Origin of the sequence: Bradyrhizobium sp. Y36, assembly GCF_002531575.1 — a bacterium.
Classification (GTDB): Bacteria; Pseudomonadota; Alphaproteobacteria; order Rhizobiales; family Xanthobacteraceae; genus Bradyrhizobium.
The window spans coordinates 1-22,647 of sequence record NZ_NWTI01000022.1 but is presented as its reverse complement, the minus strand read 5'-3'; the positions used below and the strand labels follow the sequence as shown (position 1 = coordinate 22,647).

The 22,647-nt window shown below is 64.6% G+C and carries 23 protein-coding genes, 1 tRNA gene and 1 pseudogene; 13 read left to right on the top strand and 12 right to left on the bottom strand.

The genetic code is table 11. The annotated features are described in order from the left end of the window. Positions 1 to 169: 169 nt before the first annotated feature. Entirely contained in the window at positions 170 to 1,429 is a 1,260-nt protein-coding gene (locus tag CO669_RS28785; RefSeq protein WP_245444553.1) for a hypothetical protein, read from the bottom strand. A 700-nt stretch (positions 1,430 to 2,129) separates the two neighbouring features. On the opposite strand from CO669_RS28785, the gene CO669_RS28780 reads away from it, so the two are divergent. Next, the gene (locus tag CO669_RS28780; protein WP_097663420.1) at positions 2,130 to 3,401 is read left to right on the top strand and encodes an MFS transporter; all 1,272 of its coding nucleotides are present in this window, start codon (positions 2,130 to 2,132) and stop codon (positions 3,399 to 3,401) included. A gap of 39 nt (positions 3,402 to 3,440) precedes the next feature. On the opposite strand, the gene CO669_RS28775 is transcribed toward CO669_RS28780, so the two are convergent. Beyond that, positions 3,441 to 3,797 (bottom strand): response regulator, encoded by a 357-nt coding sequence (locus CO669_RS28775; protein WP_283806827.1) that lies wholly within the window; start codon positions 3,795 to 3,797, stop codon positions 3,441 to 3,443. 153 nt (positions 3,798 to 3,950) lie between these two features. On the opposite strand from CO669_RS28775, the gene CO669_RS28770 reads away from it, so the two are divergent. Then, positions 3,951 to 5,117 (top strand): GAF domain-containing sensor histidine kinase, encoded by a 1,167-nt coding sequence (locus tag CO669_RS28770; RefSeq protein WP_349627025.1) that lies wholly within the window; start codon positions 3,951 to 3,953, stop codon positions 5,115 to 5,117. 139 nt (positions 5,118 to 5,256) lie between these two features. Here the strand turns inward: CO669_RS28770 and CO669_RS28765 are convergent, their stop codons facing one another. After that, entirely contained in the window at positions 5,257 to 5,619 is a 363-nt protein-coding gene (locus CO669_RS28765; protein ID WP_143278756.1) for a hypothetical protein, read from the bottom strand. A gap of 505 nt (positions 5,620 to 6,124) precedes the next feature. On the opposite strand from CO669_RS28765, the gene CO669_RS28755 reads away from it, so the two are divergent. Next, positions 6,125 to 6,310: a helix-turn-helix domain-containing protein gene (locus CO669_RS28755; RefSeq protein ID WP_349627024.1), complete on the top strand. Its 186-nt coding sequence runs from the start codon at positions 6,125 to 6,127 to the stop codon at positions 6,308 to 6,310. Positions 6,311 to 6,527: 217 nt separating this feature from the next. On the opposite strand, the gene CO669_RS28750 is transcribed toward CO669_RS28755, so the two are convergent. Further along, positions 6,528 to 6,614: transfer RNA gene (locus CO669_RS28750), tRNA-Leu, on the bottom strand. Between the two features lie 152 nt (positions 6,615 to 6,766). Here CO669_RS28750 and CO669_RS28745 point away from each other — a divergent pair. Next, a complete protein-coding gene (locus CO669_RS28745) occupies positions 6,767 to 7,732 on the top strand; it encodes a complex I NDUFA9 subunit family protein (RefSeq protein ID WP_097663419.1) in 966 nt (321 codons plus the stop codon). A 60-nt stretch (positions 7,733 to 7,792) separates the two neighbouring features. On the opposite strand, the gene CO669_RS28740 is transcribed toward CO669_RS28745, so the two are convergent. From CO669_RS28740 to CO669_RS28730, 3 genes are all read right to left on the bottom strand, one after another. Then, positions 7,793 to 8,533 carry an SDR family oxidoreductase gene (locus tag CO669_RS28740; RefSeq protein WP_097663306.1) on the bottom strand — a complete coding sequence of 247 codons (741 nt, stop codon included), beginning with the start codon at positions 8,531 to 8,533 and terminating at the stop codon, positions 7,793 to 7,795. A gap of 3 nt (positions 8,534 to 8,536) precedes the next feature. Next, on the bottom strand, positions 8,537 to 9,862 hold the full coding sequence (locus tag CO669_RS28735) for an FAD-binding oxidoreductase (RefSeq protein WP_097663305.1): 1,326 nt from the start codon (positions 9,860 to 9,862) through the stop codon (positions 8,537 to 8,539). A gap of 166 nt (positions 9,863 to 10,028) precedes the next feature. Further along, positions 10,029 to 10,835, bottom strand: coding sequence for an undecaprenyl-diphosphate phosphatase (locus CO669_RS28730; protein WP_097663304.1), 807 nt, complete (start codon positions 10,833 to 10,835; stop codon positions 10,029 to 10,031). Between the two features lie 169 nt (positions 10,836 to 11,004). Here CO669_RS28730 and CO669_RS28725 point away from each other — a divergent pair, with 169 nt between their 5' ends. The 3 genes from CO669_RS28725 to CO669_RS28715 all read left to right on the top strand — a co-directional run bounded on the left by CO669_RS28725 (position 11,005) and on the right by CO669_RS28715 (position 13,804). Beyond that, entirely contained in the window at positions 11,005 to 11,697 is a 693-nt protein-coding gene (locus CO669_RS28725) for a glutathione S-transferase family protein (RefSeq protein WP_097663303.1), read from the top strand. Next, complete coding sequence (gene queG, locus CO669_RS28720) at positions 11,646 to 12,821, top strand: tRNA epoxyqueuosine(34) reductase QueG (protein WP_097663302.1); 1,176 nt, start codon at positions 11,646 to 11,648, stop codon at positions 12,819 to 12,821. Before CO669_RS28725 ends, queG begins: the two co-directional genes overlap by 52 nt. A 194-nt stretch (positions 12,822 to 13,015) precedes the next feature. Continuing rightward, the gene (locus tag CO669_RS28715) at positions 13,016 to 13,804 is read left to right on the top strand and encodes an acyl-CoA thioesterase domain-containing protein (protein ID WP_198964313.1); all 789 of its coding nucleotides are present in this window, start codon (positions 13,016 to 13,018) and stop codon (positions 13,802 to 13,804) included. A 52-nt stretch (positions 13,805 to 13,856) separates the two neighbouring features. Here CO669_RS28715 and CO669_RS28710 read toward each other — a convergent pair whose 3' ends face one another. Then, positions 13,857 to 14,324, bottom strand: coding sequence for a nuclear transport factor 2 family protein (locus tag CO669_RS28710; RefSeq protein ID WP_097663300.1), 468 nt, complete (start codon positions 14,322 to 14,324; stop codon positions 13,857 to 13,859). 137 nt (positions 14,325 to 14,461) lie between these two features. After that, complete coding sequence (locus CO669_RS28705) at positions 14,462 to 15,256, bottom strand: alpha/beta hydrolase (protein WP_097663299.1); 795 nt, start codon at positions 15,254 to 15,256, stop codon at positions 14,462 to 14,464. A 251-nt stretch (positions 15,257 to 15,507) separates the two neighbouring features. Between CO669_RS28705 and infC the strand changes: the two genes are divergently transcribed. Beyond that, positions 15,508 to 16,047: a translation initiation factor IF-3 gene (gene infC, locus CO669_RS28700; protein ID WP_082884999.1), complete on the top strand. Its 540-nt coding sequence runs from the start codon at positions 15,508 to 15,510 to the stop codon at positions 16,045 to 16,047. A 148-nt stretch (positions 16,048 to 16,195) separates the two neighbouring features. Here the strand turns inward: infC and CO669_RS28695 are convergent, their stop codons facing one another. Beyond that, positions 16,196 to 16,600, bottom strand: coding sequence for a hypothetical protein (locus CO669_RS28695; RefSeq protein WP_097663418.1), 405 nt, complete (start codon positions 16,598 to 16,600; stop codon positions 16,196 to 16,198). A 272-nt stretch (positions 16,601 to 16,872) separates the two neighbouring features. Here CO669_RS28695 and rpmI point away from each other — a divergent pair, with 272 nt between their 5' ends. Then, positions 16,873 to 17,073 carry a 50S ribosomal protein L35 gene (gene rpmI, locus CO669_RS28690; RefSeq protein WP_008143958.1) on the top strand — a complete coding sequence of 67 codons (201 nt, stop codon included), beginning with the start codon at positions 16,873 to 16,875 and terminating at the stop codon, positions 17,071 to 17,073. Between the two features lie 90 nt (positions 17,074 to 17,163). Further along, positions 17,164 to 17,523 (top strand): 50S ribosomal protein L20, encoded by a 360-nt coding sequence (gene rplT, locus CO669_RS28685; protein WP_097663298.1) that lies wholly within the window; start codon positions 17,164 to 17,166, stop codon positions 17,521 to 17,523. Positions 17,524 to 17,562: 39 nt separating this feature from the next. On the opposite strand, the gene CO669_RS28680 is transcribed toward rplT, so the two are convergent. Further along, positions 17,563 to 17,988: a hypothetical protein gene (locus tag CO669_RS28680; protein WP_097663297.1), complete on the bottom strand. Its 426-nt coding sequence runs from the start codon at positions 17,986 to 17,988 to the stop codon at positions 17,563 to 17,565. A 150-nt stretch (positions 17,989 to 18,138) separates the two neighbouring features. Here CO669_RS28680 and pheS point away from each other — a divergent pair, with 150 nt between their 5' ends. Genes pheS through CO669_RS28665 form a run of 3 tightly spaced genes read left to right on the top strand, consistent with a single transcriptional unit; the run spans position 18,139 to position 22,393 of the window. Next, positions 18,139 to 19,221: a phenylalanine--tRNA ligase subunit alpha gene (gene pheS / locus CO669_RS28675; RefSeq protein ID WP_097663296.1), complete on the top strand. Its 1,083-nt coding sequence runs from the start codon at positions 18,139 to 18,141 to the stop codon at positions 19,219 to 19,221. After that, positions 19,218 to 21,626 (top strand): phenylalanine--tRNA ligase subunit beta, encoded by a 2,409-nt coding sequence (gene pheT, locus CO669_RS28670; protein WP_097663295.1) that lies wholly within the window; start codon positions 19,218 to 19,220, stop codon positions 21,624 to 21,626. Before pheS ends, pheT begins: the two co-directional genes overlap by 4 nt. Then, entirely contained in the window at positions 21,623 to 22,393 is a 771-nt protein-coding gene (locus tag CO669_RS28665) for a sulfite exporter TauE/SafE family protein (RefSeq protein ID WP_097663294.1), read from the top strand. Before pheT ends, CO669_RS28665 begins: the two co-directional genes overlap by 4 nt. Positions 22,394 to 22,420: 27 nt before the next feature. On the opposite strand, the pseudogene CO669_RS36270 reads toward CO669_RS28665, so the two are convergent. Further along, positions 22,421 to 22,647, bottom strand: a pseudogene (locus CO669_RS36270) (IS4 family transposase); the annotation flags it as partial.

The following is a 22,647-nucleotide window of genomic DNA, read 5'->3' as shown; positions in this document are numbered from 1 at the left end:
GAGCGGATCAAATCCAGCGCCTGCTCCAGCGAGACGGGCAGCGATGGCTGCGCGGGGACCGCGGCCGGCGCTTGCGTCTTCTGTTGGGCTCAGGTGCGGTCGCTCCCGCGCATCGGCAGCGCCATCGCGGCGCGCGCGATCATGTGCATCGCAATGCCAAAGCCCGCCATCACCAGCCGACGCGCATCCCGACGCGGCCCCCTAATCCGCCGCCATTGGTGCCGTAGGTCAGGCCACCGCTGGCCTGCACATTCTCGCTGACGCGTAGCGCCGCGCTCATGGACAGCGCATTGGTGTTCTGGAAGGTGCCCCAGTTCATGCTCATCGCGATCTTCTCGGACGGCATCAGCCAGGGCGAGCCGGACATCGCAAAGGCCATCGCGACACCGTTGATGGCCTTGCCGGTCCTGCCGTCGATCTCGTTGAGGCGGGCATTGATGCCGGCGAGCTGGCTGTTGATGCCTGCGATATCCGCGGGGCTCGCAAACCCGAGGGCGCTGAGCGAGGTCGCCGCGAGATTGCCGGCGGCATCCGTGGTGACGAGCTGCACCGGTCCGGACTGCGCGGCCGTGCTCGCGGCCGAGGCGACGCCTGACATCGTGTAGGTATTGCTCGCGGTGCCGAACACCTGCTGGTTCGCGCGCGTCGCGGTAGCGCCATTGCCGATCGCGGTGGCGTTCGCGAAGGTTGCCGAAGCGCCATTGCCGAAGGCCGAGGAATTCGCGCCGGTGGCGTTGGCGCCGTTGCCCATCGCGGTGTTCGCGACACCGTTTCCGCTCGCATTGGCGCCGGTGCCGACTGCAATGTTGAAGCTGCCGGTCCCACTGGCATTGGATTGCGTGCCGTTCGCGATATTCGCCGAATTGGCGCCGCTGGCATTCGCCAGATAGCCGGCCGCCGCGTTGGAGCTGTTGGCGCCAAATGCGTTGGCGGCGTTGCCGGTGGCGACGTTGTTGCTTCCGGACCCGCTCGCGTTGGTATTCACGCCGGTCGCGATATTGAAGCTGTTGTCGCCGGTCGCGTTGGAGTTTGGGCCGGCCGCGATGTTAGCGCTGCCGTTGCCGTAGGCGTTGGCGTTGGTCCCCGTCGCGGTGTTGAAGCTGTTGTCGCCGTAAGCCCTGGCGAGAAACCCGTTCGCAACATTTCTGCTGTTGTTGCCGGAGGCATTGGAACTGCGCCCTGTCGCAACGTTCCTGCTGTTATCTCCGTTGGCGAGGGCAGTCAGCCCGGACGCAAGATTGCCGCTGTTGTTGCCACTGGCGTTGGCTCCGGCGCCGGTCGCGATATTGTTGCTGTTGTCGCCGCTGGCTTGCGCGTTGTTACCGGACGCGATGTTTTTGCTGGTGTCACCGCTGGCGATGGCTCCCGCTCCGGTCGCGCTGTTGAAGCTGTTGTTGCCGCTGGCGTTGGCATTGTTTCCGGTCGCCATATTGGAGCTGCTGTGGCCGCTGGCGTTGGCGGAACCGACGGCAATATTGCTGCTGGCATTTCCGTCAGCGTAAGCGCCGCTCCCGATCGCGGAGTTGTTGCTGCCCGCACCCGGAGCGGAGGCGGAGGGCCCACAGGCAAAATTGCCCGCTGAGCCGGCCGCACTGGCGCCTTGCTCGGACGCGGCCCCATCCACGCAGATGAACTGGGCCCGGGCTTGCGGCACGCCGGCGCAGGCCGCGATCACGGCCATGAGCGCTGTTGCCAGAAAAGCGCTGACTGGCGCCCGCGGTGAAATCGTCATGTTAGGTCCCCATCCCCATCTTCCAAACCCGCAACCGGCAAGACGAGGAAGAATGAAGACGGTCACTTCCAGCCCCAAGCCGCCGCCAAACGCGATTGACGTTTGGCAACTCTCAAAGCATGCGGCCCGTGGTTTTGGGAAGACGCACGATGCACGAAAACCTGCTCGGCCTATCGTCCTCCCATATTCATGGGGGCCCGCCCGATGCCGGCTTCTCAGTCAGCGCACTCCTTTTCACGAGGAGGGGACCGTCGGCGGAGGGCCCGGATGTTGCATGGAACCCACAGCGGCGCCCGAACTGCCCGATTCGGCCGAGCCAACCGCGCGCGCCCCGTGGAATTCATGCGGGCCCACCCTATCTGCCAGTTTCTCTCCCCTCACCGTGAATCAGGTGATCATGACCGAACAGACGCTCGCCGCGCCGATCGACGATCCAAGGGAAAGCCAGCGCGGCTTCTCGCGCTACCAGATGCTCCTCATCGCGCTGCTCGCGTTCACGCAGTTCACGATCATCCTCGATTTCATCATCATGTCGCCGCTCGGCGCCATCCTGATGCCCGCGCTCAACATCACGGCGACGCAATTCGGCGTCGCGGTGTCGGCCTATGCGTTCAGCGCCGGACTGTCGGGCATCCTCGCCGCCGGCTTTGCCGACCGCTTCGACCGCAAGCGGCTCCTGCTGTTCTTCTATGTCGGCTTCACGCTCGGCACCATGCTCTGCGCGGTCGCGCCGAACTATCACGTGCTGCTGATGGGCCGGATCGTGACCGGGTTGTTTGGCGGCGTGATCGGCTCGATCGTGCTCGCCATCATCACCGATCTGTTCCCGCTCACCATGCGCGGCCGCGTGATGGGATTCATCCAGACCTCGTTCGCCGCAAGCCAGGTGCTCGGCATTCCCGCAGGCCTGTTTCTCGCCAATCACTGGAGCTGGCACGTCTGCTTCATCGCCATCGTCATCGTGTCGATCGTCGCGATCGCCGTCATCGCCTTCGCCATGGAGCCGGTCGACGCGCATCTGAAGCTGAAGCAGGACGGAAACCCGTTCCACCATCTGATCGCGACCGTCGCACAGCCGCGCTACACCCTGGCGTTCGCCGTCACGACGCTGCTGGCGACGGGCGGATACATGCTGATGCCGTTCTCCAGCGCCTTCACCGTGAACAATCTCGGCATCGACATGGCGCATCTGCCGACGATCTATCTCGTCTCCGGCCTGTTCAGCATCGTCACGGGGCCCCTGGTCGGCCGGGCCAGCGACGCCTTCGGCAAATACCCGACCTTCGTGTTCGGCTGCGTGATGACCGTGATCATGGTGCTGATCTACACCCATCTCGGCCACGTCACGCTGGCGACCGCGATCACCGTCAACGTGCTGATGTTCGTCGGCATCTTCTCGCGCATGATCCCGTCGCAGGCGCTGATATCGGCGATCCCCGACCCCAGCCAGCGCGGCTCGTTCAGCGCGGTCAGCGCCTCGCTGCAGCAGCTCTCCGGCGGGCTCGGCTCGGTGCTGGCGGCCGCGATCGTCGCGCAGGGACCGGACGGTTCGCTGCTCCATTTCGAGCGGATCGGCTACGTCGTGGTCACGACGACGCTCGTCACGCTGGTCGCGATGTATTTCGTGCAGAAAGAGGTGGCGAACCGGGCGGGAAAGAGCGTGGTGTGAAGCGCGAGCGTCCGGTTCGGCGCGACGGAGACACCGCCGCTACGCACGCCCACCGGCCAGCATTTCAAGCTGATCGTGAAGCTGGGCAGAGAAATACGGCTTGGCGATGAACCGCGCTCCGGGCGGGATGTCATCGGCGGCTGGGCTGAGCTGCCCGGACGTAATCAGAAGCAGCACGGGTGGCCACCGGTGTCTGATCACCTCGGCAAGCCGAAGACCGTCCATCGATCCCGGCATCTGAATATCGGTGAAGACGACGGTGATTTCAGGCACGGACTCCAGGAGCTTGACGGCCTCGTCCGCGTCAGCAGCTTCCAGGACGTCTAAGCCCATCTGCCGCACCATGTCAGTTGCGTTCATGCGGATGAGGAAGTCGTCTTCGACGATCAGAATCACGTCCCTATGCTTACTGAGATTGGACACATATGCTCCAGCATAACCGAGCACAAGTTTTGAATAGCCGCTTCGTTCCGCCGAACATCTTGCGACGATCAGTGTTGGTCGGAACAGGGCTCAGGGTTGACCATGGCAATTGACATCAAGGCTGACGTGGATGCCGTCCAGCAGATTGGGGCAGTTCCCAAAATCCTGGATCTGGCGGCACGCATCACTGGCATGGGCTTCGTTGCCATCGCTCGCGTGACGTCGGATCAATGGGTTTGCTGCGCCGTTCGGGACAGCATTGCCTTCGGCCTTGAGCCGGGCGGAGAGCTGCGTGTCGAGACCACCATCTGCAACGAGATCCGGCAGCACGGCAACACGGTCGTCATCGACGACGTGCAGACCGACGGCGCCTTTCGCGATCACCCGACCCCGGCGATATATGGATTTCGCAGCTACATCTCCGCTCCCATCATCCTGATCGACGGGTCTGTCTGGGGAACGCTGTGCGCCATCGACCCGACGCCCCGGCAACTTCGCAAGCCTGAAATACTCACCACGTTTCAGCTGCTGGCGGAGCTGATCGCCGCGCAGCTCGAACTCAATCAGCGTCTGGAGCGAAGCCAGACCGATCTTCACGCCAGCCAGGCCGACCTTGTCGACGAACGCAAGACAGCCGAGCTTCGCGAACAGTTCATCGGCGTCTTGGGACACGATCTGCGCAACCCGCTGGCCGCCGTCGATGCGGGAATGCGCATCCTGCTGAAGAATCTCGATACCGGGCGCGCACCCGAAATCGCGCTCGGCGTCCAGAACGCCGTTCATCGCATGGCCGGCATCGTCGAGAACGTCATGGACTTCGCGCGAGGCCGCCTCGGTGGAGGCCTGACGATCAAGCGGGACGCGAAGCAGCCGTTGACGCCGGTGCTGGAGCAGATCATCGCCGAGTTCAGGACAGCCTGGCCAAACGTGAGGATCAATTCATCGATCCGGATCGTCGAGCCCATCGACTGCGATCGCGGCAAGATGGGGCAGCTGTTCTCGAACCTGCTCGGGAACGCGGTCGCGTATGGTGACCAGGGAAGGCCGATCCAGGTCGCCGCGAAGACCTTGGACGGAACGTTCGATCTGACGGTCTCCAACGAAGGGCCGCCGATATCCGAAAAGGCGCTGGCGAATCTCTTCAAGCCATACACGCGCGGCGACCGGCCGAGCCAGCAGGGCCTCGGCCTCGGTCTCTACATCGCATCGCAGATCGCCCAGGCCCATGGCGGCAAATTGAGTGCGGCGTCGACGCCGAGCGAAACGACATTCTCCTTCGAGATGCCGGTCTAGGCGGACCGCCGCAACAATTTGATAGGGCTCATCTATCTGGAATTACTTGGTATCCAGAAAAAATGTTGCCCCGGAAAGGATCGGGCGAAGCTGGGCTTCCCCCCTTGGGGGGTCTTGCACGAGCAGAGCCGGACCCGGCTCATTCGCATTGGTAGATGTACTGCCGATCACTGCCCTCAGACATGGTTGCCGAGCAAGCTTTCGTCAGCGCCGGGATAATGCCGATCTTCTTGAACTTGATCTTCGCATAGCCGACCAGTTTTCGCTTGCTCTCGCGGACCAGAGCCACCTCGGTGACTTCTACGTCGAGGGCATCGTTGGTCTCGTAGTGCTTCTTGATCTCAGCTTTGATCTGCTCGATGTCAGCATCGGAGAACCCCGAGCTGGGCCCAAAGAAGGCATAGCCCACCGCGCACAGAGCAAGCACCAGAAGTATGGTTGGTATCGGTCTCACCGAGGCTTTCCCGTCTGCTGGGCTAACGACATCCGACGCACGTGACATTCATGTTCACCTGCTGTGGGGGATTATCGATGCTCTGCATCGCTCGCCCAGCTGCTGCTAGCCCGTCAGCGGCCGCATGCAGCCTGGCGCGCCTCTGCTGGTCCTCGATCAGTGCCTGTGTCGGTAGCTCATCAGATTTTCACGGCATTGCTGGTACGCCTGAGCACCCTTTCCAGCGGAGAGTTGGCGGCAGGAGGCATCATCCTGCTGCTCCATGCGGGCCGCCCGCACCCCGCTGTCCTCGTTTCCCACGCAGCCGCTGCAAATCACCGCGACGCACGCCAGCGCCATTACACTTTTCACGTGAATACCCCCATCAGCCGCACCTCCCCTAAGTGATTGGAAAGACAGTGACAACTGGCAATCAGCGGTTCCTCCTCAAGGAACTGGGGCGATCGTGTCCCTTTAGGGCATGCCCGTGCGGACAAACCATGGGACATCGAAAGCGCGTCCGTTAGGAAGCGCAGCGTGTGGCATCGCCCTCGCGAAGGCGACGGCGGGCGAGGTGAAGTATCGAGGGCGGAAGCCGACCTTCGACAAGGATCAGCTCGCAGTGGTCCGGAACATGCTGGAGCAGTCGGCGGGCGTCGGGCAGATCGCTGCAGCGACAGGGCTCAGCCGACAGACGGTCTACCGCATCAAGGATGACCCGGCGGGAGCCGAAGCGGCGCTGCGGACTTGGGCCGCATAGGCACCAACTCTAAGTGCGCCTTTCCCACTCTATCAGTGTCGCCCTGTCGGTCAGGTCGGCGGGAACGCGCTTTCGCAGGTAATGAACGAGGAGCCGTCGCGGCGGATAGGAGAGGCCATTCGCAGAAGCATGTCTACCGTCTCTGTGTACCCGTTGAGACGGTCGATCACCCTTGGTTATCAGGGACTTCAGCGAAATCAACTACATCGCAGAGCGATGGTGCCCAGGAAAGGACTCGAACCTTCACGGCCGTTAAGCCACTGGCACCTGAAGCCAGCGCGTCTACCAATTCCACCACCTGGGCATGCCGTTTGGGGCACGGAGGCGGTTACTACGGTTCGGTGACGCCGTTGTCAATTCATGCTTGAGGCCCGGTTCGGGATGCCGATTGCGCATCGCAAACCGGCCCGATACAAGCCTGACAAGACGCACCCTTTTCCGCAGGACTGGACCGCCATGGCATCGAATCTGGAAACTCTCGTCACGGTTTTCGGCGGGTCGGGCTTTTTGGGCCGCAGCGTGGTCCGCGCCCTGTGCAAGCGCGATTACCGGGTCCGGGTCGCGGTCCGGCGGCCGGAACTGGCCGGATTCCTCCAGCCGCTCGGCCGGGTCGGGCAGGTCCATACCGTGCAGGCGAATCTGCGCTATCCGGCCTCGGTCGAGGCGGCGCTGCGTGATTCGCATGTCGCGATCAATCTAGTCGGCATCCTCGCCGAGGGCGGCGAGCAGACGTTCGACGCTGTCCAGGCCAAGGGGGCCGAGACGATCGCCAAGGCCGCCGCCGCGGCCGGGGCGCGCCTGGTGCATGTCTCGGCGATCGGCGCCGATGCCGAATCGCCCTCCCGCTATGCCAGGGCCAAGGCGGCGGGCGAAGCCGCGGTCTTGGCCGCGGTGCCCTCCGCCACCATTTTCCGCCCCTCGGTGGTGTTCGGCCCCGAGGACCAGTTCACCAACCGCTTTGCCGCGCTGGCCCGGATGTCGCCGGTGCTGCCGCTGATCGGCGGCGCGACCAAGATGCAGCCGGTCTATGTCGGCGACGTCGCCACCGCGATCGCGGACGCCGTCGACGGCAAGGCCAAGGCGGGCGCGACCTATGAGCTCGGCGGGCCGGAAGTGCTGACCATGCGCGAGATCATCGAGGCCATCCTCGAGATCACCGACCGCGAGCGGATGCTGGTACCGCTGCCGTTCGGCCTCGCCCGCTTCAAGGCCGCCTTCCTGCAATTCGCGCCGGGCGCATTCAAGCTGACGCCGGACCAGGTCACGCTGCTCGAGCGCGACAATGTCGTGTCTGATACGGCCAAGGCGGCCGGCCTGACGCTGGAAGGGCTCGGCATCTCAGCCGACTCGCTGGAAGCGATCGCCCCGCAATATCTCTGGCGCTTTCGCGCGGCCGGTCAGTTCCAGCGCATGGGCGTGTGAGATTCTTCTTCACCTCGCCCCGCAAGCAGGGCGAGGGAGTAAACTGCTGCCCCGGCAGCCTCAAAACTTCAGCTTCTTGAACACCGCTTCCGGCAGCGCCTTGATGATCAGCATCACGAGGCGCCATTTGCCGCTGACATAGACGACGTCGGTCTTGTTCTCGACAGCGGCAAGGATGGCGTCGCCGACCACCGGTGCTTCGACGGTGAGCGGGCCGATCAGCTTCATGCCTTCGGTCATCTTGGTGCGGACGAAGCCCGGCTTGACGGTGACCACATGCACGCCGCCGCGGCTGGCGCGGGCGCGCAGGCCCGACAGGAAGGCGGAGAAGCCGGCCTTCGCCGAGCCGTAAACGTAGTTGGAGGCGCGGCCGCGCTCGCCGGCAACGGAGGACACGCCGACCAGCGTGCCGCTGCCGCGCGCCAGAAACTTCTCCGCGAACAGGCCGAGGATCAGCGCGGGCCCTTCGTAGTTCGAGCGCATGATCGCGGTGGCGTGGACGAGATCGCTCTCGGCATTTTGCTGCAGGCCGAGCAGGCCGACGATCGAGATGACGACATCAGGCAGCGCGGGAAGGCCGGCGACGAAGCCGTCGAACGCGGCGGTGTCGAGCACATCGAACTGGTGGAGGCCGACCTCGACATCGTAACGCGCGCGCAGATCGGCGGCGTCCGGCTCGAGCGCGGCGACGTCGCGGCCTGCGAGCCCGACATCGTAACCCGCCTTGGCAAAGGCGCGTGCGGCGGCGCGGCCGATATCGGAGGAACCACCGAGCACCAGAACCGACTTGCGTGACGTCACGGCCTAGACCTCATCAAACAGACGCTGTGAAAGTTTCGAGCGGATGACCCCGCCCGGATCGAGCGATTTGCGGATCGCCTTGAAGCGCGACAGGGCGGGGTAGCCGGCCTCGAACGTCGCACGTGACTGGCGCGCGTCCTTGGCGAGATACAGCCGCCCGCCGGCGTCGACGACCAGACGATCGATCTCGTCGAGGAAATTCAGGATGTCGCCCTTGACAGGGAAGTCCAGCGCCAGCGTGTAGCCGGGCAGCGGAAACGACAGGATGCCGTCGCCCTGACCGAGCTTCTTGAGCACGGCGAGGAAGGAGGCATCGCCGCGCCGCGCCACGCGATCGAGGATCTCGCCGAGCACGGCGCGTGCCTGCGCTTGCGGGATCACGCATTGATGCTGCAGGAAGCCGCGCTTTCCGTAGATGCGATTCCAGTCGCCGATGCTGTCGAGCGGAAAGAAATACGGATAGAGCGAGACCACATGGCTACCGCCGGCGCGTCGCGCGCCCATGCGGTAGTAGAGCTCGTTGAAGGCGCGGACGCTGGTGCGGTTCAGCGCCATCGAAGGCAGGTCGATCGGCACGCTGAGACCGGAACTTCTGCCGACTGGAAACGCGGCGGCGCCCTCCGTCAGTTCGTCCCTGCCCGCGTGCTCGCCGAGATAGATCAGCGAACGGCCGAGATCGCGCCCTCGTGCCACGCAGTCGATCCAGGCCACCGAATAGGTCGCTTCATTGCTCGCCTCGAGCGCGCGCATGGCGGCGTCGAGATCGGACGCGGAGATCACGCGCTCGCGGATCCACCCGGTCTCGATCCGGCGCAGCCGTATCGTCGCTTCGAGGATGATGCCGGTCAGGCCCATGCCGCCGACGGTCGCAAAGAAGGCATCGGCATTCTGCTCGCGCGAGGCCTCGATCACATCGCCCTGCCCGGTGCGCAGCAAGAGGCTGTCGACGTAGCGGCCGAAGCCGCCTTCGCAATGGTGGTTTTTGCCGTGGACGTCGGCCGCGATGGCGCCGCCGATCGAGACGAAGCGCGTGCCGGGCACGACGAAAGGCAGGAAGCCGCGCGGGCCGAACGTGTCGATCAGATCGGACAGGAGAACGCCGGCCTCGAGGTGGATGCGGCCGGTGGCGGGATCGAACGACCGGACCCGGTCGAAGCCGGTCATCGCGATGGTCCTGACGGCGCCGATCCCGGCATCGCCATAGGCGCGGCCGCTGCCGCGCGCGACGGTGCCGGCCGAGACAGCCTCGCCGACCGCCGCGAAAGAGCGCGGGCGCAGCACGTCGCTATCGACGACCGGGAATCGTCCCCAGCCGCTGACGAGGGTCATGGCTTCGGCTCCTGTGCCGGGCGTGCGCCGCCCAGCCTCGGAAACTGCCTAACGATCAAAAGCTTATTTTACGTTGAGGCATGTCGCGAGTTTTGGAGAAGTTAACGGCGTACACCTGCGTAGCCCGGATGGAGCGCAGCGTAATCCGGGCTACGAAGCTCTGCGCCTACCGCCCCAGCGCCAGCGCGATCAGGCCGAGCGTGCCGACGATGACGCGCCACCAGGCGAAAACCACGAAGCCGTGCCGGGTGACGTATTCCAGGAACGTCTTGACGACGATGATGGCGGTGATGAACGACACCACGAAGCCGATCGCGACGATGCCCATGTGGTCCATCGTCATCTCGGAGCGGTTCTTGTAGAAATCGTAGGCGAACGCACCGATCATGGTGGGGATGGCGAGGAAGAACGAGAACTCCGCCGCCGCGCGCTTGTCGGCACCGAGGAACATGGCCGCGACGATGCTGGCGCCGGACCGCGACACGCCGGGGATCATGGCGACGCACTGCGCGATGCCGATATAGAGATACATCAGCAGCGGGAATTTGGTGGCATCGTGCTCGCGCGGCTTGAGATCGAGCTTGTCGACCCAGAGCAGGATGGCGCCGCCGACGATCAGCGTGAAGCAGACGACCCAGGGATTGAACAGCACGCTCTTGATGTACTTGCCGGCGACGAGACCGACGACAACCGCGGGCAGGAACGCGACCAGCACGCCGACCACGAAGCGGCGCGAATAGGTGTCGCCCGTGAAGAAGCCGATCACGACATCCCAGAGCTTCTTGAAGTAAAGCCCGACGATCGCGAGGATCGCGCCCAGCTGGATCAGAACCGTAAACGAATCCCAGAAAGCGCCTTCGCCGAGGTGGAAGAAACGCTCCGCGAGCAGCAAATGGCCGGTCGAGGATACGGGAAGGAACTCGGTCACACCCTCGATGATGCCGAGGATCACTGCCCGTATTGCGTCTGACATATTTACGGTCCATTTCGGCTGGAAAAGCGGGGCTCTTCTCGCCTATTCGCCCCCATGCCGCAATCGCAAAATGCGAAATCACGCCCTTGCTTCGCGGTTTTGAAGGGCTAGTGTGGCGCCGCACAAACATTGATGGATTCTTAAGCACCATCAAATAGTCAAAGGCTTCATGTTTACGCTGTTTCATCATCCGTTCTGTCCGCATTCGCGATTCATCCGCCTGATCGCGGGCGAATACGGGCTCGACCTCAAGCTGGTCGAAGAGCGCAGCTGGGAACGGCGCGAGGCATTCCTGCTGCTCAACGCAGCCGGCACGACGCCGGTGTTGCTGGACGACGAGCAGCCGCCGATCCCGGGCGCAGCGATCATCGCCGAATATGTCGACGAGGCCTATGGCGCCGAGATGGGACCCAAGCGCCTGATGCCGGAGACGGTCGCCGAGCGCGTCGAGGTGCGCCGGCTGATGGCCTGGTTCAACGAGAAATTCTTCGAGGAGGTCTCGCACCCCCTCGTCACCGAGCGCATCTACAAGCGCTTCATGAGCGAGGAGAATGGCGGCGGCCCGCCTTCGGCCGACGTGATGCGCGCGGCCAAGGCCAATGTGCGCTATCATCTGGCCTATATCGGCTGGCTGGCGCAAACGCGTAACTTCCTCGCCGGCGACCGGCTCACTTACGCGGATCTCGCCGCCGCGGCGCATCTCTCGGCGATCGACTATCTGGGCGACGTGCCATGGAGCGAGGACGACGCGGCAAAGGCGTGGTACGCGCGGGTGAAATCCCGCCCGTCGTTCCGTCCGCTGCTCAGCGAATGGCTGGCCGGCGTGCCGGCGTCGCGGACCTACGTGGACCTGGATTTCTGAGCTCCGATCCGGCGGAACTGAAAGCGCAGCTCGAACGCGAGGCGCGTGCGCTCGGCTTCGACTGCATCGGCGTCACCGCACCCGGCACGATCGAGGCGGCCGGAAAGCACTTCCTCGAGTTCATCGCCTCCGGCGGCCATGGCGACATGGACTGGCTCGCGAACCAGCCCGAGCGTCGTGTCGATCCGCGCGGACTGTGGGCCGACGTGCGCAGCGTGATCATGCTCGGCGTCAATTACGGCCCCGACTCCGATCCACTCGCAATTCTCGATCAGCGCACGCGCGCGGCGATCTCGGTCTATGCGCAGGGCGACGATTATCACGACCTGATCAAGAAGCGGCTGAAGGCGCTGGCGCGCTGGCTGGTCGCGACCGCGCCGTCGGACGTGAAAGTATTCGTCGACACCGCGGCGGTGATGGAGAAGCCACTGGCGCAGAACGCGGGTCTCGGCTGGCAGGGCAAGCACACCAATCTCGTCTCGCGCGAGTTCGGCTCATGGCTGTTTCTCGGCGCGATCTACACCACGCTGGAACTGCCGCGTGAGGACGCGGAGATCGACCATTGCGGCTCGTGCCGGGCCTGCCTCGACATCTGCCCGACATCGGCCTTCCCCGCGCCCTACAAGCTCGATGCGCGGCGCTGCATCTCGTATCTCACCATCGAGAACAAGGGACCGATCCCGCGCGAATTCCGCAAAGCCATCGGCAACCGCATCTATGGCTGCGACGATTGCCTCGCCGCCTGCCCCTGGAACAAGTTCGCGCAGGAGGGGCGTGAAGCGAAGCTCGCGGCGCGCGACGAATTGCGTGCGCCCGGCCTTGCGGAGCTGGCGCGGCTCGACGATGGGGCATTCCGTGCGCTGTTCACGAAATCCCCGGTGAAGCGGATCGGCCGCGACCGCTTCTTGCGCAACGTGCTGATTGCGATCGGTAACTCGGGTGACGTTGGGCTGGCGGCGGAGGCGCGGCGATTGCTCGACGACGCGAGTCCGCTGGTGCGCGGGGCTGCGGTATGGGCGCTGGGGCAGTTGATGGCGCGAGAGGAGTTTGGCGCGCTTCGCGCAAACGCCGTTGCGAACGAGCACGACGACGGTGTGCGTGAGGAGTGGGGACACGCTTCCTAGCCCTTAGTGTCATTCCCCGCGGAGGCGGGGAATCCAGTACGCCGCGGCCTCTCGGTTCAATCACTGACGTCTCGGAGTACTGGATCGCCCGATCAAGTCGGGCGATGACACCATCGTTGTGGTCACGGTGCACGCGTCTCACCGCACTTGATTTCCACGCCGCTTCCCGCAAAGTCGCGCGCATGACAACAGACATGCCTTTCTTCACCCGCGACGGCGAGACATTCCATCCGACGGAAGTCGCCAACGGCCCATGGGATCCGAAATCGCTGCACGGACGCGTCGTCGTCGGTCTGCTCGGCTTTGCCATCGAGGAGCGCCATTCCGGCCCCGAATTCGTGCCGGCGCGGCTCACCGTCGACATGTTTCGGCTGCCGACCATCGACAAGCCGATCGAGGTGACGACGCGCCTGGTGCGTGACGGTCTGCGCATTCGCGTGGTGGAAGCGGAGTTCGTCTCCGGCGGCGTCAGCATGGCGCGCGCCTCGTGCCAATTGCTGCGCAAAACGCAGAATCCCGATGGCAATGTCTGGTCGCCGCCGAACTGGGACGTGCCGAAGCCGGCCGATATTCCAAAGCCGACCGATCCCAGGCTCGGCATGAACGGCAAATGGACGACGCGGCCGATCGTCGGCCACATGGGCTCGCTTGGACCGCGACGGCTGTGGATGAGCGAGGTGCGCGAGCTCGTCGCCGGCGTTGCGATGACGCCGTTCGTCCATGTCGCCGTCGGCGCCGATTTCGCCAGCCCGTTTGCGAATGCCGGCGACAAGGGCCTCGGCTACATCAACAGCGACGTGACGATCTATCTGCACCGCCTGCCGGTGACGAAGTGGATCGGCTTCGACGTGGTCAACCATCAGGCGACCGAGGGCGTCGCGATCGGTGAGTGCTGGCTCTATGACGAGGCGGGCCCGATCGGCACCGCAACGGTTGCCGCACTGGCGCAGCGCAAGCCGATGACGAAGGTGCCGCCGCCGTAATTGTCATTCCGGGACACGCGAAGCGTGAGGCCGGAATGACGGAGAGCCGTGCCTACGCCAGATGCCGCTGCATCTCCGGCCGCGCCTTCAATTCCGCGCCCTGCTTGGCGACGATCTTCGCGATCCGCTCCGGCGCGAACTTCAGATCGACGAATGCCGGCGCGGTGTTGGCGACCTCGCGATAGCTCACGATCCTGCCGTCACGCAGCGTCATGATCGCCACACCCTCGAACATCGCCCGCGCCCCGTTCGCTTCCCGTAGGGTCGATTTGTAGCTGAAGGTGTAGCGCGCATAGAGCGTGGTGCCGTCAGACACGGGATCATGCATGTCCCAGCGGAAGTCGGTCGCCGTGCGATAGAACCAGTCGTCGATCATCTCGGCGATCTTCGCACGGCCTGCGAAGGCGCCGTAGAAGACGTCGTGATAGACGCCGTCCTCGGTGAACAGCTCGGCAAACGCACGGCCGTTGCGCTGCTCGACCGCATCGCAGAACGCGCGCAGCATGGCGGTGATGGTCATTGGCGTGTCTCCAGGTGTTCGTCATGCCCCGCGAAGGCGGGGCATCCAGTACGCCGCGGCTTCTCGGTTCGATTGCTGCCGTCTCTGGAATACTGGATTGCCCGCCTTCGCGGGCAATGACAGCGAGTAGGACCACTTCACCCGATCTCCGCCACCGCGGCAAGAATGCGCGCGATGTCCTGCGGGCGGGAGAGGCGGTGGTCGCCGTCCTGGATCATGGTCAGCACGACGTCGTCGGCCGGCAGGCGATGCGTCAGCGCGAAGGCGTGCTGCCAGGGCACGTCAGGGTCCTGCGCACCCTGCAGGATGCGGACGGGACAGCCGAGATCGATGGCGCTGCCGAGCACGAGGTGATTGCGCCCCTCCTCGATCAGGTTCCGCGTGATCGGATAGGGCGAACCGTCGCCGTAGTCCGACGGCCGCAGCCAGAAGCCTTTGCTCTCGATTTCCTTCTGCACCGCGGGCGGAAACTTCTTCCACATCAGCTCTTCGGTGAAGTCGGGTGCCGGCGCGATCAGCACGAGGCCAGCCAGTGATCCCTTGCTGGACCGCTTCTTGATCTCGCGCGCGAGCAGCAGCGCCATCCAGCCGCCCATGGATGAGCCGATCAGGACCTGCGGACCGTCGCAAAAGCGTTCGAATACCGCGACACTATCCTCGAGCCAGCTGCCAATGGTTCCGTCGGCGAAATCACCGCTGGATTCGCCGTGGCCGGAATAGTCGAACCGGACCATTGCGCGGCCGTGATCGCGGGCCCAGCCATCCAGCGCCACCGCCTTGCCGCCCTGCATGTCCGACTTGAATCCGCCCAGCCAGACCAGGCCGGGCCCCGGACCCTTCCCGGCACGGTGGCGCACCGCGATCCTGCGTGCGGCCGGGCCCTCGCCCAATTCGATGAAGTCGAGCACGGCATCGGCAATTGCATCGGTCATGGAACGTTTACTCTGGTTTTGCAGTTTGAGCTGTCAGGGGCGCCTCCAGCGACGCGGCCGGACGTGTGGCATTGGCCCTTTGGGACGCTTGCGGAACAGAAGCAAGGTGTCTATGTCGATCAGCGTGCCCCGGCGTGACTAAAATGCCTCGCATTTGACGGTTTTTCGCTTGCCGCACGAGCGACTTGCTTGCCGGCAACCGCATCTTCCTTCAAGATAGCCGCTTCTTTCACAACCTTGGAGAACCACCCATTCGCCGTCCCAATAAAGCCCCGCCCGTTGCCAGCAAAGACGGGCCGCGCATCAATGATGATATTCGCAATGCGCAGATCCAGCTGATCGATCAGACCGGTGACAACAAAGGCACGGTCGAGACCGTCGTTGCCATCCGCATGGCCCAGGAAGCCGGCATGGATCTGGTCGAGATTTCGCCGAATACCAGCCCTCCCGTCTGCAAGATCATGGACTACGGGAAGTATAAGTATTCCGCCCAGAAAAAAGCTGCCGAAGCCCGCAAGCGGCAGAAGATCGTCGAGATCAAGGAGATCAAGCTCCGCCCGATGATCGACGACCACGATTACGACGTGAAGATGCGCGCAATGCAGCGGTTCTTCGAGGAAGGCGACAAGGTCAAGATCACGCTGCGCTATCGCGGCCGCGAAATGGCGCACCAGGAGATCGGCACCAAGCTGCTGGACAAGATCAAGACTGACGTGGCCGAGCTCGCCAAGGTCGAGCAGGACGCGCGCTTCGAGGGCCGTCAGGTCGTCATGGTGCTGGCGCCGCGCTGACGGCTGCCGTCTAGGACTGAAGAATTCAACGGCCCGTCCGGATCTCCGGCGGGCCGTTTTGTTGTGGGCGAGGCGCAAACCGCAGGCACTGCACCCCTCCCGCCTCACCCCTGCAGGCGGAGGAGGCGCGCACCACCTTCCCGGCGAACTACGTCCGCGTCGCCTGCCAGGTGCCGCTGCACTGGTCGCCGGAAATGACACCCTTCCAGGAGCCGGCGCCGTTCACGCCGGCGAGCCGGCCGCCGCCGCTGGCATGGGAGGCGCCGACCGAGACCTGGACGGCGACGGCGCCGCCGCGATTGACCCTGCCGGAAACCCGGCCTCCGCCGGCGGAGGAGACCCGGCTGCCGGTGACACTGAAGGGAACGCTGTAGCCGGAACTGCAATTGCCCCGTGTGGTGGCGAAAGTGACGTTCCAGATGCCGTCATAGCCGGCGCCGCGGGCGTCGGCCGTCGATGGCAGCGCGGCCGTGGCGAGCACGGCGAGCAGCGCCAGATGGCGCGGGCGAGCAAAATCGGTCAGAGACGAAAGCGATTGGGGGAAATGAGCCATTTTGGTCCTGCTCCAGGCGACAAACTTGGACATGAAGGTAGCAATTCCGAATAGTCGGCGGCCAGGTTCCACCGGTTCATCGTTGCCAATTCGCCCGTTTCCTGTCATAAGCCCGGCCTTCATCGCCCGGCTGATTAAGGGCTGCCGTGGCGGTGTTTCGTGCGGGCTTTGCGCTTGTTCGCAAAAACCTGAGCACAATCAACGCTCTAACGAGCATTTTTGACGGCCAGCCGCCTTCGCGGGCGGAGTTCTGTGGCCATTAGGAGAGCCAAATGCCCAAGCTGAAGACCAAATCGGGCGCCAAAAAGCGCTTCAAGGTGACTGCCACCGGCAAAGTGATGTTCGCCCATCGCGGCAAGCGTCACGGCATGATCAAGCGGACGAAGAAGCAGATCCGTCAGCTGCGCGGCACCGCGGTGCTGTTCAAGACCGACGGCGACAACGTCAAGAAGTACTTCTTGCCGAACGCCTGATCGCGTCCAGCGATCGTCCAAGATCATTGCCAGCTCCGCCGCGTCTGTCGCGGCGATCCGAAAACAAGTCATCTCTGAAGGATATTCGTCATGGCACGCGTCAAACGCGGTGTGACCGCCCACGCCAAGCACAAGAAAGTCTACAAGGCCGCCAAGGGCTTCTACGGCCGCCGCAAGAACACCATCCGCGCCGCGAAGCCGGCCGTGGAGAAGGCCCAGCAATACGCCTTCCGCGACCGCAAGCGTAAGAAGCGGACGTTCCGCGCGCTCTGGATCCAGCGCATCAACGCGGCCGTCCGTCCGTTCGGCCTGACCTACAGCAAGTTCATCGACGGCATGGCCAAGTCGGGGATCACCGTGGACCGCAAGGTGCTGTCGGATCTCGCGATCAGCGAGCCTGCGGCGTTCCAGGCGATCGCCGAGAAGGCCAAGGCCGCTCTCGCGGCGTAAGGCGGCCAAGGCCGCCTGTTGCGGCCTGAGGCTCGCGCGCTAGCGGGCCCTCTGGCCCGCAGCCTTCAGCGCGCGTTGCGAGTAGCGCTGGGCGACCTCCGCCCGGCAAAAAGCTGCAAACGAGAGATACATGGTGCCGGACTTGTTCCGGTACTTCTGATCGCAGACGCGCATCTCGCGTTTGTATGCCTGCTGCTGCGCCGTGTTGAGACCGGGCAGGAAGTCCGCCTCGCACTTCTTTTCGACGGCGGCGCCGAGCTGGACGTCCCCGCTCGCCGTCAACTGGCAATCCTGAAACACCTTCATCGCGCTGTCGCAGCCCTTCTGCTTGTTGATGGTGTCGACGACCTCATCCAGCGTCATGGACGTCTCCATGCACACCATGGCGCGCGCAGGGGTGCCTGCGACCGGCAGGACGACCGCCAGAACGGCAAGAGCAACGGCAGGACTGGACCTGGAAAGCATCGCGAAAGTCTCCTCGTACCGTCGTTGGTCCCAAGCCCCCGCGTGAGGTTCAACCCAGCCGTTCCAGGCCCGGAATGACCGGCTTTTCGCTTGACGTTACCGCCTTCCGGCGGCGACAACCCAGCCGAATTTGGAGCCAAGGATTTGACAGTGTCCGACCTCGCAACGCTCGAAACATCCATCCTCGACCAGATCGCCGCCGCCGGCGATGAAGCCGCGCTCGAAGCCGTGCGTGTCGCAGCGCTCGGCAAGAAGGGCTCGATCTCCGCGCTGCTCGCCACGCTCGGCAAGATGTCGCCCGACGAGCGCAAGACGCAGGGCGCGGCGATCAACCAGGCCAAGGACAAGGTCACCGAGGCGCTCGCCGCAAAGCGCGACGTGCTGAAATCGGCCGCGCTCGATGCCCGGCTTGCGTCCGAGACCGTCGACGTCACGCTGCCGCTGCGCGAGGCGCCGACCGAAGCCGGCCGCATCCATCCGCTGAGCCAGGTCTGGGACGAGCTGACCACGATCTTCGCCGACATGGGATTCTCGGTCGCCGAAGGCCCCGACATCGAGACCGACGACTACAACTTCACCAAGCTGAACTTCCCGGAAGGTCACCCGGCGCGCGAGATGCACGACACGTTCTTCTTCCATCCGAAGGACGACGGCTCGCGCATGCTGCTGCGAACCCACACCTCGCCGGTGCAGGTGCGCACCATGCTGAGTCAGAAGCCGCCGATCCGCGTGATCTGCCCGGGCCGCACCTACCGTATCGACTCGGACGCAACCCACACGCCGCAATTCCACCAGGTCGAAGGCCTCGTCATCGACAAGACCTCGCATCTCGGCCACCTCAAATGGATCCTGCACGAGTTCTGCAAGGCGTTCTTCGAGGTCGACCACATCAACATGCGCTTCCGCCCGTCGTTCTTCCCGTTCACCGAGCCGTCGCTGGAAGTCGACATCCAGTGCCGCCGCGACAAGGGCGAGATCCGCTTCGGCGAGGGTGAGGACTGGCTCGAGATTCTCGGCTGCGGCATGGTGCATCCGAACGTGCTGCGCGCCTGCGGCATCGATCCCGACGAGTACCAGGGCTTTGCCTGGGGCATGGGCATCGACCGCATTGCCATGTTGAAATACGGCATCGCGGATCTCCGCCAGCTGTTCGACAGCGACGTCCGCTGGCTGTCCCATTACGGCTTCAAGCCGCTCGAAGTGCCAACGCTTGCCGGAGGGCTGAGCTCGTGAAATTCACCCTCTCCTGGCTGAAGGATCATCTCGAGACCGACGAGACGCTCGACAGGCTCGCCGAGAAGCTCACCATGATCGGGCTCGAGGTCGAGAACATCGAGGACAAGGCGAAGGCGCTGAAGCCCTTCACCATTGCGAAGGTGGTCTCGGCCGAGCAGCATCCGAATGCGGATCGCCTGCGCGTCTGCATGGTCGACACCGGCGACGGTGGCGCGCCGGTGCAGGTCGTGTGCGGTGCGCCGAATGCGCGTGCGGGCCTCGTCAGCGTGTTCTCGCCGCCCGGCACCTACATTCCCGGCAAGGACATCACGCTCGGCGTCGGCACGATCCGCGGCGTCGAGAGCCGCGGCATGCTGTGCTCGGCCGCCGAGCTGCAGATCTCCAACGACCATGACGGCATCATGGAATTGCCCGCCGATGCGCCTGTTGGTGCAGCCTACGCGGCATGGGCCGGCCTCGGCGATCCCGTGGTCGAGATCAATCTGACGCCGAACCGGCAGGACTGCACCGGCGTGCACGGCATTGCGCGCGACCTCGCCGCCGCCGACATGGGCAAGTTCAAGGACCCCACCATCAAGCCGATCAAGGGCGAGTTCCCTTGTCCCGTGAACGTCACGGTCGAAGACGCCAAATTGTGTCCAGGTTTCGCGCTTCGCCTCGTGCGCGGCGTGAAGAATGGACCGTCGCCGGAATGGCTGCAAAAGCGGCTGACCGCGATCGGCCTGCGCCCGATCAACGCGCTGGTCGACATCACCAACTTCATGACCTACGACCGCGCGCGCCCGCTGCACGTGTTCGACGCCAAGAAGGTGAAGGGCAATCTCGTCGTGCGCCGCGCGCGCGACGGCGAGACGCTGCTCGCGCTCGACGGCCGCACCTACAATCTCGATCCCGCTGTTTGCGTCATCGCCGACGAGCACGGCGTCGAATCGCTCGCCGGCATCATGGGCGGCGAGGCCTCGGGCTGCGACGAGACCACAACCGACGTTCTGATCGAATCGGCGCTGTGGAACGAGATCAACATCGCCCAGACCGGCCGCAAGCTCGGCATCAGCTCGGACGCGCGCTACCGCTTCGAGCGCGGCGTCGATCCGGCCTTCATGGTTCCCGGCCTCGAACTCGCGACGAAGCTCGTGATGGAGATGTGCGGCGGCACGCCATCCGAGACCGTCGTGGTCGGCAAATCCTTCGGCGACGACCGCGTGATCGAATTCCCTGTGACCGAGGTCAAGCGCCTCTCCGGCATCGAGGTGCCGCAGCCGGAGATGAAACGCATCCTGGCGCATCTCGGCTTCATGATGGCGGGCCCGGGCCCGGTCGTGAAGGTGGCGGTGCCCTCGTGGCGCTCGGACGTGCATGGCAAAGCCGACATCGTCGAGGAGATCGTCCGCATCTTCGGCGTCGACAAGGTGCCGATGACGCCGTTCGAGCGTGGCGAGGACGCACGCAAGCCGGTGCTGACGCCGCTGCAGCTGCGCACCCGCCGCGCCCGGCGCGCGCTGGCAAGCCGCGGCAGCATCGAGGCGGTGACCTGGTCGTTCATCACCAAGACTGCTGCCGAATTGTTCGGAGGCGGCCAGCGCGAGCTCGAAGTTGCCAACCCGATCGCATCTGACCTCTCCGACATGCGCCCGACCTTGCTCGCGGGCCTGATCGCGGCGGCTCAAGCCAACGCCAATCGCGGCGTGAGCGATGTCGCGCTGTTCGAGGTCGGTCAGATCTTCAAGGGCGATCGCCCGCAGGACCAGTTCCTGGCGGCAAGCGGTGTTCGCCGCGGCTTTGCGTCGTCCGAAGGTCTCGGACGGCACTGGACCGGCTCGGCGCAGGCCGATGTGTTCGACGCCAAGGCCGATGCGCTGGCGGTGCTGGCAGCAAGCGGCGCGCCGATGCAGGCCCTGCAGATCGTCGCCGGCGGCCCGAAATGGCTGCATCCCGGCCGCTCCGGCACGATCCAGATCGGACCGCAAAACGTGCTCGGCACTTTCGGCGAAGTGCATCCGCGCGCGCTGGAAGCCCTCGGCGCCGACGGTCCGCTTGTCGTGTTCGAGGTGATCCTCGACCGTATCCCCGAGGCCAAGAAGAAGCCGACCCGCGCAAAACCCGTGATCGAGCTGTCGGCGTTCCAGCCCGTGTCCCGCGACTTCGCCTTCATCGTCGACCGCGGCGTAAAGGCCGCCGACATCGTGCGTGCCGCGCAGGGTGTCGACAAGAAGCTGATTACCGGCGTGAACGTCTTCGACGTCTACGAGGGCAAGGGCATCGACGACGGCAAGAAGTCGATCGCGGTCGCGGTTACGCTCCAGCCGCGCGAGAAGACCTTGACTGATCAGGAGATCGAAGCCGTCGCGGCGAAGATCGTCGCCGAGGTCACGAAGAAGACCGGCGGCGTCCTGCGCGGATGACCTTCGCGGATTTCCTTCCGAAGGATGTCAGCCTCACCATTGCGATGGCGCTCTGCGCCGTCGCCTTCGTTTCGGGCACCGCCCGCGGCTTCTCCGGTTTCGGATCGGCGCTGATCTTCATGCCGCTGGCCAGCAGCATCGCAGCGCCGCGGCTGGTCGCAGCGCTCCTGCTCGTCATCGATTTCGTCGCGGCGGCGCCGCTTCTGCCGGACGCCTGGCGCAAGGCGGACCGCAAGGCGACCGCCGTGATCGTGCTGGGCGCGCTGGTCGGCGTCCCCGTCGGCACTTATTTCCTCAGCGTGCTCGAGCCCGTCACCACGCGCTGGATCATCTCCTGCTTCGTCGCCGCGCTGCTGCTTCTGCTGCTCTCGGGCTGGCGCTATCGCGGCAAGGACCATGCCTGGCTCTCGGTCGGTATTGGTGGCCTCTCGGGCTTCTGCAGCGGCCTCGCGCAGACCGGCGGCCCGCCGATCGTCGGCTACTGGCTGGGACGCCCGATCGCGCCGATCGTCGCGCGCGCCAACATCGTGCTGTTCTTCGGCGCGTCCGATCTGTTCTCGATGATCAGTTACGCATCCACGGGGCTGATCTCGCGCGAGTCACTCGTGCTCTCGCTGATCGTCGGGCCGGTCTATGCGCTCGGCGTCGCCTTCGGCGCCTCGCTGTTCGGACGTGCCAGCGAAAAAGTGTTTCGCGGCATCTGCTATGCGCTGATTGCGATAGCGGTGATTGCCGGGCTGCCGGTGCTGGACCGGGTGTTGCGGTAAACCACCGCTGTCGTCCCTGCGAACGCACTAGGGCATGCACGTATCTCTGAGGCTCCATCCTGCTGCGACGGCGCGGAAGTATTCGAGGCCGTTTTTGAAGGTGATCGGGCCCGGCGGCTTGGACGAAGGGTAGCCATCCCAGCCACCGAGGCGGCCGAGGATCCATGCGGCCCAGGCGAGACTATGCGGATGTGGGTTCTTTAGTCGCTTGCTGGCTGCTTCGAGCTGCTGGTTGAGGGCCGTGAGCGCGTTGA

Coding starts and splice junctions, on each gene's coding strand:
- CO669_RS28780 (WP_097663420.1), top strand. CDS start 2,130: ATGACCGAACAGACGCTCGCCGCGCCGATCGACGATCCAAGGGAAAGC.
- CO669_RS28680 (WP_097663297.1), bottom strand. CDS start 17,988: ATGCTTTCCAGGTCCAGTCCTGCCGTTGCTCTTGCCGTTCTGGCGGTC.
- CO669_RS28745 (WP_097663419.1), top strand. CDS start 6,767: ATGGCATCGAATCTGGAAACTCTCGTCACGGTTTTCGGCGGGTCGGGC.
- CO669_RS28725 (WP_097663303.1), top strand. CDS start 11,005: ATGTTTACGCTGTTTCATCATCCGTTCTGTCCGCATTCGCGATTCATC.
- queG (WP_097663302.1), top strand. CDS start 11,646: ATGGCTGGCCGGCGTGCCGGCGTCGCGGACCTACGTGGACCTGGATTT.
- rplT (WP_097663298.1), top strand. CDS start 17,164: ATGGCACGCGTCAAACGCGGTGTGACCGCCCACGCCAAGCACAAGAAA.
- CO669_RS28710 (WP_097663300.1), bottom strand. CDS start 14,324: ATGACCATCACCGCCATGCTGCGCGCGTTCTGCGATGCGGTCGAGCAG.
- CO669_RS28695 (WP_097663418.1), bottom strand. CDS start 16,600: ATGGCTCATTTCCCCCAATCGCTTTCGTCTCTGACCGATTTTGCTCGC.
- CO669_RS28665 (WP_097663294.1), top strand. CDS start 21,623: ATGACCTTCGCGGATTTCCTTCCGAAGGATGTCAGCCTCACCATTGCG.
- CO669_RS28765 (WP_143278756.1), bottom strand. CDS start 5,619: ATGTCACGTGCGTCGGATGTCGTTAGCCCAGCAGACGGGAAAGCCTCG.
- CO669_RS28785 (WP_245444553.1), bottom strand. CDS start 1,429: ATGGCGACCGGAAACAATGCCAACGCCAGCGGCAACAACAGCTTCAAC.
- CO669_RS28735 (WP_097663305.1), bottom strand. CDS start 9,862: ATGACCCTCGTCAGCGGCTGGGGACGATTCCCGGTCGTCGATAGCGAC.
- CO669_RS28730 (WP_097663304.1), bottom strand. CDS start 10,835: ATGTCAGACGCAATACGGGCAGTGATCCTCGGCATCATCGAGGGTGTG.
- CO669_RS28705 (WP_097663299.1), bottom strand. CDS start 15,256: ATGACCGATGCAATTGCCGATGCCGTGCTCGACTTCATCGAATTGGGC.
- CO669_RS28715 (WP_198964313.1), top strand. CDS start 13,016: ATGCCTTTCTTCACCCGCGACGGCGAGACATTCCATCCGACGGAAGTC.
- rpmI (WP_008143958.1), top strand. CDS start 16,873: ATGCCCAAGCTGAAGACCAAATCGGGCGCCAAAAAGCGCTTCAAGGTG.